The organism is Streptomyces afghaniensis, from assembly GCF_044327915.1.
Taxonomy (GTDB): domain Bacteria; phylum Actinomycetota; class Actinomycetes; order Streptomycetales; family Streptomycetaceae; genus Streptomyces; species Streptomyces afghaniensis.
In genome coordinates, this window is the sequence record NZ_JBIRGJ010000007.1 from 532,186 (window position 1) to 544,484 (window position 12,299).

Sequence of the window (12,299 nt, forward strand, 5' to 3'; positions counted from 1 at the left end):
TGATCATCGGCGCGCGTGTGACTGATCACCGGGCCCTCCCCCCGCGTATTAAAGGGTTCCGACAGAAAGGCGGCGTTGCGTGGACCTGCTCGACATCCTGCTGTTGCTGGTGGTCCTGGCCTATGCGGCGTCCGGCTACCGGCGCGGGCTGGTGGCCGGCTGTGTGTCGCTGGCGGGCTTCGTGGGCGGTGCGGTCGTCGGCGTGTGGATCCTGCCGTGGGTGATGGACCTGGTGCCGCCGGGCACGACCGGCGCGACGGTGACGGCGGTTTTCACGGTGCTGCTCCCGGCGGTGGTGGGCCACGAGCTGGCGGGGCGTCTCGCGCTCAGGCTGCGGCGGGAGCTGGACCGGGGGCCGCTCCGAGTGGCGGACGGGATCGGCGGGGCCGTGGCCAACTCGGTCGCGGTCCTGATCGTGGCGTGGGTGGCCGCGAGCGTCCTGGGCGCGTCCTCGTCGCCGCTGGTCACCTCGGCGATCCGGGACTCGCGGCTGCTCGGCGCGGTTCAGGAGACCATGCCGGAGACCACCCCCGCCTGGTTCTCGCGGGCTACGTCGGCGCTGACCGAGGCGGGCTTCCCGCAGGTCTTCAACCCCTTCGAGAACGAGTCGACCGCCGAGGTCGCCGCCCCCTCCGGCGACAGCGTCACGGCGGCCGCCACGAACGCCGCCAAGCTGAGCACGGTCAAGGTCGAGGGCGTCGCGGGCACCCAGGGCCGCGAGGGCAGCGGGTTCGTGTACGCGCGGGAGCACGTGATGACCAACGCCCACGTGGTGGCGGGCATCGACGAGCCGACCGTGCAGATCGGCGGGGTCGGGCGGACGTACGAGGCGCGGGTGGTGCTCTTCGACCCGCAGAAGGACGTGGCCGTGCTGTACGTGCCGGGGCTCAGGGCGCCCGTGCTGCGGTTCGACGACAACGCCGAGCGCGGCGACTCGGCGGTCGTCGCGGGCTATCCGCAGGACGGCGACCTGAACCTCCAGGCGGCGACGGTCGCGAACCGGGTCCGGGCGACGGGCCAGAACATCTACAACGACGGCACCGTCACCCGCGAGATCTACTCGATCCGCTCCACTGTCCGCCCCGGCAACTCCGGCGGCCCGCTCCTCACCACGGACGGCCGGGTATTCGGCGTGGTCTTCGCCCGCTCCACCTCGGACGCGGAGACGGGCTACGTGCTGACGGCGGCCGAGGTCTCCTCCGACGCCGAGCGCGCGGCGAACGCGACGGCGCCGGTGGACACGGGCGAGCTGGCCGCGTCGTAGGCGTCCTGTCACCGCTCAGAGGAAACGTCCCATCAGTACGTCGTCCACGTACCGCCCATCGAGCCGGAACTCCTCGGGGAGGACTCCCTCCACCACGAATCCCTCGGCCTCGTAGAGCCCCCGCGCCGGGGTGTTGTGGCCGAGGACACGCAGGGTGAGGCGGCGGGCCCCGCGCCGGCGCGCCTCGTCCACGGCGGCCCGGACCAGCGCCCGCCCCACGCCCCGGCCGCGCGCCTCCTCCGCGACGGCGAGGCCCTGGACCTGCCGGACGTGCCGGTTCGCTTCGACCGGCGTCGGGAAGCCGAGACGTATGTAGCCCGCCAGGCGGTCACCGAGTTCGGCGACCAGGCAGTCCTCGGGGGCGTGCCGCTCGCTGAAGAACGGCGGGTACGGCGGCTGCGGCTCGGGCACCACGGCGTGCAGGTGCGACCACGCGAGCCGGTCCAGCAGGGCCAGCCCGTCGCCGTCATCGGGCGTGGCGACGCGTACACGGAGATCGCGGGACTCGGGCATGGCGTCACCCTACGGCGATGGCTTGTGGCCGTACGCCGGATTTATTGCGCCGGCAGGCAGGATGGGGCCCATGGAACGCTCACGAATCGCAGTGGCCGGTGCGTCCGGTCTCATCGGCGGCGCCCTGGTGCGGTCCCTGGCCGCGGACGGGCACGAGGTGGTGCGCCTGGTGCGCCATGCGCCCCGGGCCGCGGACGAGGTCCGCTGGGACCCCGAGGGCGGGCGTGTGGACGCGGCGGGGCTCGCCGGGTGCGAAGCGGTGGTGAACCTGGCCGGTGCGGGGGTCGGCAACCGCCGCTGGACCGACGCCTACAAGCGGCGGATCCGCGACAGCAGGGTGAACGGCACGGCGGCGCTCGCCCGCGCGGTCGCCTCGCTGGACGAGAAGGACCGGCCACGGGTCTTCGTGAACGGCAGCGCCATGGGCTATTACGGCGAGACCGGGAACCGGACCGTCGACGAGAGCGCGCCGGCGGGCGAGGGCTTCCTGCCCGAGCTGTGCGTGGAGTGGGAGGCCGCGACAGCCCCCGCCCAGGAGGCCGGTGTCCGCACGGTGTTCACCCGGACCGGGCTGGTCGTGTCCCGCGAGGGCGGTGCGTGGGGGCGGCTCTTCCCGCTGTTCCAGGCCGGCCTCGGCGGGCGGCTGGGCGACGGGCGGCAGTACTGGTCGTTCATCGCGCTGCACGACGAAGTCGCCGCGATCCGGCATCTCATGGACACCGACGGCCTGTCCGGGCCGTTCAACCTCACCGCCCCGAACCCGCTGACGAACCGTGAGATCACGGCGGCGATGGGGCGCGTGCTGCACCGCCCGACGCTCTTCGCGGTGCCCACGCCCGTCCTGCGGACCGTGCTCGGCGAGATGGCCGGGGATGTGCTCGGCAGCGCCCGGGTCCTGCCGACGCGACTGCTGGAGTCGGGGTTCCGGTTCGCCTTCCCGGAGATCGAGGGGGCGATCCGGGCAGCGTTGTGACGCACTCCGAGACCGCCGACCGTCCGCCGACCGACCGTTCCGAGACAGCCCCTCGCGCCGCACTCCAGCCCCCTGTGACCACTTCATGCCCACAAGGCGTCCGTATGCGACCGCTGTGCGACCGTGCCCTGCCGATGCGCGACTCCCCATGACCGATCACGGCCCTACCCTCGACCAGAACTGGCGTATCCCTGGGGCCTGTTGAGGGCATGACGTCTCCAGCGCCCGCGCAACCTCGAGGAGGGGCACGTGCTTGAGCCCGCTTACCAGGCGGACGTGGTCGTGGTGGGGGCCGGGGTCGCCGGACTCTCGGCCGCGCACCGGCTGACCAGCGCAGGAGTGACGACCATGGTCCTGGAGGCCGCCCACGGGGTCGGCGGCCGCATGGCGACGGAGAAGGTCGACGGCTTCCGGCTCGACAGAATCGGCCAGTTGCTGTCCACGGCATACCCGGAACTACGACTGACACCCGGCCTCGGCACCCTCGTGCTGCGCCCCTTCGCGCCCGGGGTCCTGCTGCACGGCGACGGACGCCACCATCGCGCGGGCGTCCAGGCAGGCACAGGGGGCGCACGGGGCGCGCTGCATGCGGTGCGCGCCCTGGCGAATGCTCCCCGGCCCCCGTCCGCGCCCAGGCCGCCCAGGAGGCCGGCGGTGCCCGGCCGGCAGGTCTCCGCGCCCCGGAGCCGGTCCGGCGCGCCACTGGGCACGGCGGTCGACCAAGCCCGCCTGGGTGCCGCCCTGACCCGGCTGGCGGGCACACCGGCCGAACGGCTGCTGGCCCGCCCCGAGCTGCCCGCCGGTGAGGCCCTGGCGGCCCGCGGACTGCCGGCCCGGACGATCGACGGCTTCCTGCGTCCGCTGCTCGCCGCCCTGCTGTGCGACCCGGACCTGACGACGTCCAGCCGGTGCGCGGACCTCGCGCTGCGCGCCTTCGCGGGTGGCCGGCTGTGTCTGCCGGAGGGCGGCGCCGAGGCCCTGCCGGAGCTGCTGGCGAGCACGCTGCCGCCGGGCACCGTGCACACCGGCGTGCGCGTCACGTCCGTGTCCACGACCTCGGTGACCACCGCGGAGCACGGCGAGATCCGCTGCCGGGCGGTGCTGGTGGCGACGGGCGCCAGGGTCGCGGCCGAGTTGCTGCCCGGGTTGCGGGTGCCGGAGTTCCATCCGGTGACGGTGGTGCACCACACGACCGACGAGCCGCCGGCGACAGGCGCGTCGCTGTTGCTCGACGCGGACCTGGGCGGGCCGGTCGCGCACACGGCTGTGGTCAGTCGCGTTGATCCGTCCCGGGCTCCGGCGGGGCGGGCGCTGGTGTCCTCGACGGTGCTGGGGCGGCCGCCGGGGGATGTCGACACGGCTGTGCGGATGCATCTGGCGCGGCTGTACGGGGTGTCGACGGCGCGGTGGGAGACGTTGGCAGTGCATCACACGGCGGAGGCTGTGCCGGCGATGCGGCCGCCGCATGATCTGCGGCGGCCGGTGCGGTTGCTCGCGGGGCTGTACGTGTGCGGGGATCACCGGGACACCAGTACGGTTCAGGGCGCTCTGCACTCGGGGCATCGGGCGTCGGCGGCGATTCTGGCGGACTTGGGGGCGGGGCGGTCGATGCATGTTGCCGATCCGCTGCCGACTGTGCCTAGGGCTGCCTAGGTGATGCGTCGGGTGCGGGTGCGTGGGGGCTTGTCGCGCAGTTCCCCGCGCCCCTGAAGAACCTCACCCAAGGGCCGCTACCTTGTCGCGGTAAGTGCGCACCGGAGCCGCGTCCTTGTATGGCTCCAGTCGCCGCTCGAAGTCCCGCACGTACTCCACCGCCCTTACCGAACGCATCTCGGCGGCCTGGCCGGCGGCCTCCGCCGCGAGCTGGCAGGCCTGGTCGAGTTCGCCCAGGCCCAGGCGGGCGGTGGCGAGGACGACGCGGCAGAACAGGCGGCTGCGGGCGTAGGACGGGGCGCGGAGCTGGAGTGAGCGTTCCGCGTGCTGGGCGGCGGCGCGGAACTGCTGAAGGTCCCGGTGGCAGTGCCCGAACTCGTCGGCGAGCTGCGCCTCGTCGAAGAACTTGGCCCAGTGGGGGACGTCGTCCCCGGACCGGGCCGTCTCCAGGGCGCGCTCGGCACGGACCAGTGCGGCGGTGCAGGCCCGCACCTCGCCGAGCACGCCGTGCCCGCGTGCCTCGGAGGAGTGCAGCAGCGCCTGTACGACCGGCGGGGCCGAGGTGCCGACGCCCTGCTGCGCCACGCGCGCGAGCTGCACCGCCTCCCGCCCGTGCCCGAGGTAGACGGCCTGCCGGCTCATGGTGACCAGCACGTACGCCCCGTACGTCCGGTCCCCGGCCGCCTGGGCGAGCCGGAGCGCCTGCACGAAGTAGCGCTGGGCGAGTCCGTGCGCGGCGATGTCGTACGACGTCCAGCCCGCGAGCCGGGTCAGGTCGGCGGCGGCGGCGAACAGCCGGCGGCCGGTCTGCTCGCCGTAGCTGCCGCGCAGCATCGGCTCGCACTCGTGCTCCAGATAGCGCACGAGGGCCTGGCGGGCGTGACCGCCGCCGTAGGCGTCGTCGAGGGTGCGGAACAGCTCGCCGACCGAGCGCAGGGCGGCGATGTCGCCGGCGGTCACCTTCTGGCCCGGTCCGCGTTCGGCCTGCCCACGCTGGCGGGGCAGGGACGCCACGCCCTGCTCGGACGGGGGACGGAGGGCGACGCGGCCCTGCGCCGGGATGCGTGCGGCGGCCGGCTCGCCCCGGGCCACCTTCTCGTCCGCGCGGCCGATCAGCCAGTCCCGGCTCGGCACGACGAGCCCGGCGGGCGTGAAGGCGATCTTGCGCAGCTCGGCGTGGCTGCCGGAGTCCTTGCGCCAGAGCCCGCTGACGATGTCGACGGCCTCCTCGGGGGTGGCGGCGAACTCCAGCCCCGCGTAGACGGGCGCGCAGGCGTCCAGGCCGAGGTCCTGGGCGGTGAGGCGGCGGCCCAGGCGCCGGGTGAAGACCTCGGCGATCAGCGCGGGCGTGGTGCCCCTGGGCTGCTGACCGCGCAGCCACCGGGTGACGGATGTCTTGTCGTATCTCAGATCGAGCCCGTGTTCGAGACCGAGCTGGTCCACGCGACGGGCGAGACCCGCGTTGGAGAACCCCGCTTCTGCGATGAGCGCGGCGAGCTGTCGGTTGGGGGTGCGCTGCGCGGGTCGTTCCGTCATGGTGCGGTGCGGTCTCCTGCCTTCCGGTGTGGGTGATCTGCCGGATTGCCTGTGAGCAGGCCTTATGGCTTGCTGGACGGCGCGAATGTAGCGGAGAGTAAACACCCCATCACACATTTTCGCGGACATTCATCCGATCGTGTGAGGATTGACCCCAGGACTGACGTGTCCGGGCCGGACGTACAGTGGCTGGGGCGCGATACGTGCCTGACACACCCGTCCTAGGGAGGCGCTTGCCGTGAGTGAGTTGCGGTTCGTCCGCATGGGGTTCGGTGACGAGGCCGTCGAGTACCAGGAGGCGTGGGACGAACAGCGCCGGGTGCACGCGGCGCGCTTCGCCGACGAGGTCCCCGACACCGTGCTGCTCCTGGAGCACCCCCCGGTCTACACGGCGGGACGGCGCACGGCGGACAACGAGCGGCCCCTCGACGGCACGCCGGTCATCGACGTGGACCGCGGCGGCAAGATCACCTGGCACGGCCCCGGCCAGCTGGTGGGCTACCCGATCCAGAAGCTCCCGCGCCCGGTGGACGTCGTGGCGCACGTGCGCCGCCTCGAAGAGGCCCTGATCCGCACCTGCGCGGAGTTCGGCCTGGAGACCACCCGGGTCGAGGGCCGCAGCGGGGTGTGGGTGCTCGGCGACCCGGTCGAGCGGCGCCCCGCGCTCGGCGGGCTGGCCCTGGACTTCGACCCGCGTCTGCACGACGAGGAGTTCGACCCGCGGATGAACGGGCCGGAGTACGCGCCCTCCAACGCGGGCCAGCGCCGTGAGGACCGCAAGATCGCCGCGATCGGCATCCGGGTGGCCAAGGGCGTCACCATGCACGGCTTCGCGCTCAACGTGAACCCGGACAACAAGTGGTTCGACCGGATCATCCCGTGCGGCATCCGTGACGCGGGGGTCGCCTCCCTGGCGAACGAACTGGGCCGCGACGTGACGATCGAGGAGGTCCTGCCGGTCGTCGAACGGCACCTGCGGGACGTCCTGGAGAACGCCGAGCTGAAGCCGCGGGAGATCGAGAAGGCGCCGGCGGCATAAATCGGGCTGTGGAGGGGCTGGCACCCACACAGGCATTCAAATCAACGGGCGTACCCTTGAGGGCGCCGAAGAATCAATCGCTAGGGAGCCGGTCGTGTCCGCAGTCGCACCCGACGGACGCAAGATGCTGCGCCTGGAGGTCCGCAACAGCCAGACCCCCATCGAGCGCAAGCCCGAGTGGATCAAGACCCGGGCGAAAATGGGTCCCGAGTACACCAAGATGCAGAACCTCGTGAAGAGCGAGGGCCTGCACACGGTCTGCCAGGAAGCCGGCTGCCCCAACATCTACGAGTGCTGGGAGGACCGCGAGGCCACCTTCCTCATCGGCGGCGACCAGTGCACGCGGCGCTGTGACTTCTGCCAGATCGACACCGGCAAGCCCGAGGCGCTCGACCGCGACGAGCCCCGCCGCGTGGGCGAGTCCGTGGTCACCATGGACCTGAACTACGCCACGATCACCGGCGTCGCCCGCGACGACCTGGAGGACGGCGGCGCCTGGCTGTACGCCGAGACGGTCCGCCAGATCCACGAGCAGACGGCGGGCCGCGAGGCCGGCCGGACGAAGGTCGAGCTGCTCGCGCCCGACTTCAACGCCGTCCCGGAGCAGCTGGAGGAGGTCTTCTCCTCCCGCCCCGAGGTCTTCGCGCACAACGTCGAGACCGTCCCGCGGATCTTCAAGCGGATCCGCCCCGGCTTCCGCTACGAGCGCTCCCTGAAGGTCATCACCGAGGCCCGCGACTACGGCCTCGTCACCAAGTCGAACCTCATCCTCGGCATGGGCGAGACCCGCGAGGAGGTCAGCGAGGCGCTGAAGCAGCTGCACGACGCGGGCTGCGAGCTGGTCACCATCACGCAGTACCTGCGGCCCTCCGTGCGCCACCACCCGGTGGAGCGCTGGGTCAAGCCGCACGAGTTCGTGGAGCTGCAGCAGGAGGCCGAGCAGATCGGCTTCTCCGGTGTGATGTCGGGCCCGCTGGTGCGGTCCTCGTACCGTGCCGGGCGGCTCTACCGGATGGCCATGGAGCAGCGGGACGCGCGCATCGCGGCCCAGGCCGTCTGACGAACCGTCACCGCCCTTCCCGCCAAAGGGCGAGACAAGCGTGTGAATTCGCGCACAAGAAACTACCCGCCGGTAGTGACCGATATGACGCGGTCCTGACCGTCCTCGCAGATGAGGGCGTATGTCAGGGCCGCGTCGGCGTTCCACGGATCCACGCCGGGGCTTCATGGGTGTTTGACCGGTCGGACACGCCCTGGTAACACCAATCAGTGACGCTGAACTCACAGCACGTACACCGCTCCCGAGGGGGGACCTGACCCATGCAGGCCGCGCCCGTTCGCGCCACCGCGATTCCGTCCTTCACCACCGCCCTGCGTGCCGTCGAGTCGCTGCTGCTGAGCAGCGGTCAGCGCACCGCCCGCCGTAACGCCTGGACCTCCGTGCTGGAGGACCGCCGCCGCGCCAAGGACCGGGTCGAGGCGCAGCGCGTCCTCGAGCAGTCCGTCTCCCGGTCCCTCTCCGCCCGCCCCTGAGCCCGCTCCCCTCCCCCGCGGGTCGCCCGGCGGACACTGCCGTCGTAGGCGCTTGTGGGGCCACGTAGACTTCGTGGCATGGCGAGGAAGGAACCTGCAGCGGACGCTGCGAACCCCGGGCGACTGAAGCAGATCGCCCTGACCTACAAGATGACCCGCAAGGCCGACAAGAAGATCGGTCTTGTACTCGCGGCAGTCGGAATCGTCACCTTCGGTGTCTTCCTCGCGATCGGTTTCTTGATCGGTCACCCCATCTATCTCGGCATCCTGGGCCTCCTGCTCGCCTTCCTCGCGTCGGCGATCGTGTTCGGGCGCCGGGCCGAGCGGGCCGCCTTCGGGCAGATGGAGGGCCAGCCCGGTGCCGCGGCGGCGGTGCTCGACAACGTCGGCCGGGGGTGGACGACGACCCCCGCGGTGGCGATGAACCGCAACCAGGACGTGGTGCACCGCGCGGTCGGCAAGGCCGGCATCGTCCTGGTCGCCGAGGGCAACCCGAACCGGGTGAAGTCCCTGCTCGCCGCCGAGAAGAAGAAGATGAACCGCATCGTCGCGGACGTCCCGGTGCACGACCTGGTGGTGGGCACGGGCGAGGGCCAGGTCGAGCTGAAGAAGCTGCGCACGACCATGCTGAAGCTGCCGCGCGTGCTGACCGGCCCGCAGGTCACCGCCACCAACGACCGGCTGCGCGCCCTGGGCGACCTGATGAGCAACATGCCGCTGCCGAAGGGGCCGATGCCGAAGGGCATGCGGATGCCGCGGGGCGGCGGGCCGAAGGCGCGCTGACCGCACCCTCACGAGACACCCGAAGGGGCGCCCGGACCAGTCCGGGCGCCCCTTCTTCCATGTCCGTTCGTCCGGGTCAGATGCGGACCTCGACCGTGCCCGCCAGCCGGTCGTGCAGGCCCCGGCCGTCGCGGTCCCAGATCAGGGCGGGGATCGCGAGGAAGAGCAGGACCGTGCGCAGCACGGCCCGCCAGGGACTGACCCGGCCGGTGTCCAGGGCGAGCACCCGCAGGCCGAGGAGCCGCTTGCCCGGCGTGAAGCCGACGGTACCGACCGTGAGGACCATCAGGGCGAACATGATGAGCGGCGCCCAGATCTGGGCCGCTTCGTTGTAGCTCTGGGTGATGAGACCGTATGCGATCAGGAGGCTCAGGCCCCAGTCCACGGCGAGGGCGCCGAGCCGCCGCCCCGGTCGGGCGATCGAGCCGGGTCCCTCCTCGGGCAGACCGAGCTGTTCACCCCGGTATCCGAAGTCGACACCGGCCTCTTCCGCCGCCGCGCGGGGCCCGGAAAGCCACGATCCGAGTGCTTGCCTGTTGTCCACCCGTCCACGGTACTGCGCCCGGAAATGACCAGGGCACGCCGGGGTGCGTCGGGGCTAGGGTGGAAGCCGGGCCGGTTAACTTGTGCGAAACAAATGAGTCACGCCCGAGAAACCACCCGTCCCTAGGGTCGAGGTCAGCGTGTGCCACCCGCACTGGCCGCACGAACGAACTACCACCCCGGCGGGACGGTCGGGAGTAGGAGGAGCTGGATGTTCCAGAACGCCGACGAGGCCAAGAAGTTCATCGCGGACGAGGACGTCAAGTTCATCGACGTCCGCTTCTGCGACCTGCCGGGCGTGATGCAGCACTTCACGGTGCCTGCTGAGGCGTTCGACGCGGACGAGGAGCTGGCCTTCGACGGCTCGTCCATCCGCGGCTTCCAGGCCATCCACGAGTCCGACATGGCGCTGCGCGCGGACCTGTCGACCGCCCGGGTCGACCCGTTCCGCCGTGACAAGACGCTGAACATCAACTTCTTCATCCACGACCCGATCACGGGCGAGCAGTACTCCCGTGACCCGCGCAACGTGGCAAAGAAGGCCGAGGCCTACCTCGCGTCCACCGGTATCGCCGACACCGCGTACTTCGGCCCCGAGGCCGAGTTCTACGTCTTCGACTCCGTCCGCTTCGCGACCAGCGCGAACGAGTCCTTCTACCACATCGACTCCGAGGCCGGCGCCTGGAACACCGGTGCCGTCGAGGACAACCGTGGTTACAAGGTCCGCTACAAGGGCGGCTACTTCCCGGTCCCGCCGGTCGACCACTTCGCCGACCTGCGCGCCGAGATCTCCCTGGAGCTGAACCGGGCCGGCCTGCAGGTCGAGCGCCAGCACCACGAGGTGGGCACCGCCGGCCAGGCCGAGATCAACTACAAGTTCAACACGCTGCTCGCCGCTGCCGACGACCTCCAGCTCTTCAAGTACATCGTGAAGAACGTGGCGTGGAAGAACGGCAAGACGGCGACCTTCATGCCGAAGCCGATCTTCGGTGACAACGGCTCGGGCATGCACGTCCACCAGTCCCTGTGGTCGGGCGGCTCCCCGCTGTTCTACGACGAGGCCGGTTACGCGGGCCTGTCGGACACCGCCCGCTACTACATCGGCGGCATCCTCAAGCACGCCCCGTCGCTGCTGGCCTTCACCAACCCGACGGTGAACTCGTACCACCGCCTGGTCCCGGGCTTCGAGGCGCCGGTGAACCTGGTCTACTCGCAGCGCAACCGCTCCGCGGCCATGCGTATCCCGATCACGGGCTCGAACCCGAAGGCCAAGCGCGTCGAGTTCCGCGCGCCCGACTCCTCCGGCAACCCGTACCTGGCGTTCTCGGCGCTGCTGCTCGCCGGCCTGGACGGCATCAAGAACAAGATCGAGCCGGCCGAGCCGATCGACAAGGACCTCTACGAGCTGGCTCCCGAGGAGCACGCGGGCGTCCCGCAGGTCCCGACCTCGCTCCCGGCCGTCCTCGACTCCCTCGAGGCCGACCACGAGTTCCTCCTCCAGGGCGACGTGTTCACGCCGGACCTGATCGAGACGTGGATCGACTACAAGCGCACGAACGAGATCGCGCCGCTGCAGCTGCGTCCGCACCCGCACGAGTTCGAGCTGTACTTCGACGTGTGATCGACACCCGATCCGTGTGATCGGGGCCTGATCGAGGCATCACGACCGCGCCTGCGCCGCCCGTACGGGCGGCGCAGGCGCGGTCGTGTGTTCTATTCTGCTGTCAGGACCTCACGGGGGTGGAGCAGGAGATGCCCGAGCACGAACAGGACGGCCAGGAGCGCGAGTTCGACCTCAGATGGGCGGACAGCGCCGAGCACAAGGAGCCCTCGGCGCGGGCCCGTATGCTCGCCGCGCGCTGGAAGCACAACCCGCCCGGGCCCGTGCCCTTCCGCCCCGAGCCAGAGCACAGGTCGCGCGGGCGCGGGTCCCGCTCGTCGTGGGTGTCGACGGCCGTGGTGCTCGGCTGCGTGGCCGCGGTGATCGTCCTGCTCGGGTACCTCAACTTCCGGGCGCCGTACTAGCGGGCGCCGTACTAGGGGGCCGTCGACGCGGGTGCTAGCGTCCCGCCGCGTGGATGACGGTGTGTACGTGGGCAACGCCGGCGAGGACGCTGCGCTGGACCGGGGGTGGCTCCTCGGGTACTTCAAGGACGTCGGCGATCCGCGTCACAGCGAGGCCGTCGAGATCAAGTGGGGTGTCCACCCGGCCGGCGACGAGCGGTCGCAGTGGGTGCGGGGTGAGGAGCGGACCGCGCTGCTGGTTCTCATCAGCGGGCGCTTCCGGGTGGAACTTCCCGGCCGCACTGTCCTGCTGGAGCGCCAGGGCGACTACGTCGTGTGGGGGCGCGGGGTCGATCACTCCTGGTTCGCCGAGGAGGAGTCGGTCGTGCTGACGGTCCGGTGGCCGTCCGTGCCCGGGTACGCGGTGGCCGCGGGCGGCTGACGCCTTTGCCGGGCCT

Annotated in this window: 13 protein-coding genes; 10 read left to right on the forward strand and 3 right to left on the reverse strand. The window is 71.5% G+C overall.

Going from position 1 to position 12,299, the window contains the following annotated elements:
- Positions 1 to 79: 79 nt before the first annotated feature.
- The gene (locus tag ACH4G3_RS28205; RefSeq protein WP_397627130.1) at positions 80 to 1,264 is read left to right on the forward strand and encodes a MarP family serine protease; all 1,185 of its coding nucleotides are present in this window, start codon (positions 80 to 82) and stop codon (positions 1,262 to 1,264) included.
- Positions 1,265 to 1,279: 15 nt separating this feature from the next.
- On the opposite strand, the gene ACH4G3_RS28210 is transcribed toward ACH4G3_RS28205, so the two are convergent.
- The gene (locus tag ACH4G3_RS28210) at positions 1,280 to 1,777 is read right to left on the reverse strand and encodes a GNAT family N-acetyltransferase (RefSeq protein WP_397627131.1); all 498 of its coding nucleotides are present in this window, start codon (positions 1,775 to 1,777) and stop codon (positions 1,280 to 1,282) included.
- Between the two features lie 70 nt (positions 1,778 to 1,847).
- Here ACH4G3_RS28210 and ACH4G3_RS28215 point away from each other — a divergent pair, with 70 nt between their 5' ends.
- Together ACH4G3_RS28215 and ACH4G3_RS28220 are read left to right on the forward strand one after the other, a co-directional pair.
- Positions 1,848 to 2,750 (forward strand): TIGR01777 family oxidoreductase, encoded by a 903-nt coding sequence (locus ACH4G3_RS28215; RefSeq protein ID WP_397627132.1) that lies wholly within the window; start codon positions 1,848 to 1,850, stop codon positions 2,748 to 2,750.
- A gap of 249 nt (positions 2,751 to 2,999) precedes the next feature.
- Positions 3,000 to 4,403, forward strand: a complete 1,404-nt coding sequence (locus ACH4G3_RS28220) for an NAD(P)/FAD-dependent oxidoreductase (protein ID WP_397627133.1) — start codon at positions 3,000 to 3,002, stop codon at positions 4,401 to 4,403.
- A 63-nt stretch (positions 4,404 to 4,466) separates the two neighbouring features.
- Here ACH4G3_RS28220 and ACH4G3_RS28225 read toward each other — a convergent pair whose 3' ends face one another.
- On the reverse strand, positions 4,467 to 5,939 hold the full coding sequence (locus ACH4G3_RS28225) for an NsdA family TPR-like regulatory protein (protein ID WP_397627134.1): 1,473 nt from the start codon (positions 5,937 to 5,939) through the stop codon (positions 4,467 to 4,469).
- Positions 5,940 to 6,177: 238 nt separating this feature from the next.
- On the opposite strand from ACH4G3_RS28225, the gene lipB reads away from it, so the two are divergent.
- The 4 genes from lipB (at position 6,178) to ACH4G3_RS28245 (ending at position 9,294) form a co-directional block, all read left to right on the forward strand.
- Positions 6,178 to 6,978 (forward strand): lipoyl(octanoyl) transferase LipB, encoded by an 801-nt coding sequence (gene lipB / locus ACH4G3_RS28230; RefSeq protein WP_397627135.1) that lies wholly within the window; start codon positions 6,178 to 6,180, stop codon positions 6,976 to 6,978.
- Between the two features lie 94 nt (positions 6,979 to 7,072).
- A complete protein-coding gene (gene lipA, locus ACH4G3_RS28235; protein WP_397627136.1) occupies positions 7,073 to 8,038 on the forward strand; it encodes a lipoyl synthase in 966 nt (321 codons plus the stop codon).
- A gap of 260 nt (positions 8,039 to 8,298) precedes the next feature.
- The gene (locus ACH4G3_RS28240) at positions 8,299 to 8,511 is read left to right on the forward strand and encodes an SCO2195 family GlnR-regulated protein (protein ID WP_397627137.1); all 213 of its coding nucleotides are present in this window, start codon (positions 8,299 to 8,301) and stop codon (positions 8,509 to 8,511) included.
- 78 nt (positions 8,512 to 8,589) lie between these two features.
- Positions 8,590 to 9,294: a DUF4191 domain-containing protein gene (locus ACH4G3_RS28245; RefSeq protein WP_397621337.1), complete on the forward strand. Its 705-nt coding sequence runs from the start codon at positions 8,590 to 8,592 to the stop codon at positions 9,292 to 9,294.
- Positions 9,295 to 9,370: 76 nt separating this feature from the next.
- On the opposite strand, the gene ACH4G3_RS28250 is transcribed toward ACH4G3_RS28245, so the two are convergent.
- Positions 9,371 to 9,838 carry an RDD family protein gene (locus ACH4G3_RS28250; protein ID WP_010037124.1) on the reverse strand — a complete coding sequence of 156 codons (468 nt, stop codon included), beginning with the start codon at positions 9,836 to 9,838 and terminating at the stop codon, positions 9,371 to 9,373.
- Positions 9,839 to 10,048: 210 nt separating this feature from the next.
- Between ACH4G3_RS28250 and glnA the strand changes: the two genes are divergently transcribed.
- The 3 genes from glnA (at position 10,049) to ACH4G3_RS28265 (ending at position 12,283) form a co-directional block, all read left to right on the forward strand.
- Positions 10,049 to 11,458 (forward strand): type I glutamate--ammonia ligase, encoded by a 1,410-nt coding sequence (gene glnA, locus ACH4G3_RS28255; RefSeq protein WP_020274427.1) that lies wholly within the window; start codon positions 10,049 to 10,051, stop codon positions 11,456 to 11,458.
- A 131-nt stretch (positions 11,459 to 11,589) separates the two neighbouring features.
- A complete protein-coding gene (locus ACH4G3_RS28260) occupies positions 11,590 to 11,862 on the forward strand; it encodes an SCO2583/SCO2584 N-terminal domain-containing protein (protein WP_397627138.1) in 273 nt (90 codons plus the stop codon).
- Positions 11,863 to 11,911: 49 nt separating this feature from the next.
- Entirely contained in the window at positions 11,912 to 12,283 is a 372-nt protein-coding gene (locus ACH4G3_RS28265; RefSeq protein ID WP_397627139.1) for a cupin domain-containing protein, read from the forward strand.
- The last annotated feature ends 16 nt before the right edge of the window (positions 12,284 to 12,299 follow it).

Excerpts from the sequence above, each read along its gene's own strand:
- ACH4G3_RS28210 (WP_397627131.1), bottom strand. The coding sequence starts at position 1,777 with ATGCCCGAGTCCCGCGATCTCCGTGTACGCGTCGCCACGCCCGATGAC.
- ACH4G3_RS28215 (WP_397627132.1), top strand. The coding sequence starts at position 1,848 with ATGGAACGCTCACGAATCGCAGTGGCCGGTGCGTCCGGTCTCATCGGC.
- ACH4G3_RS28225 (WP_397627134.1), bottom strand. The coding sequence starts at position 5,939 with ATGACGGAACGACCCGCGCAGCGCACCCCCAACCGACAGCTCGCCGCG.
- ACH4G3_RS28240 (WP_397627137.1), top strand. The coding sequence starts at position 8,299 with ATGCAGGCCGCGCCCGTTCGCGCCACCGCGATTCCGTCCTTCACCACC.
- ACH4G3_RS28245 (WP_397621337.1), top strand. The coding sequence starts at position 8,590 with ATGGCGAGGAAGGAACCTGCAGCGGACGCTGCGAACCCCGGGCGACTG.
- glnA (WP_020274427.1), top strand. The coding sequence starts at position 10,049 with ATGTTCCAGAACGCCGACGAGGCCAAGAAGTTCATCGCGGACGAGGAC.
- ACH4G3_RS28260 (WP_397627138.1), top strand. The coding sequence starts at position 11,590 with ATGCCCGAGCACGAACAGGACGGCCAGGAGCGCGAGTTCGACCTCAGA.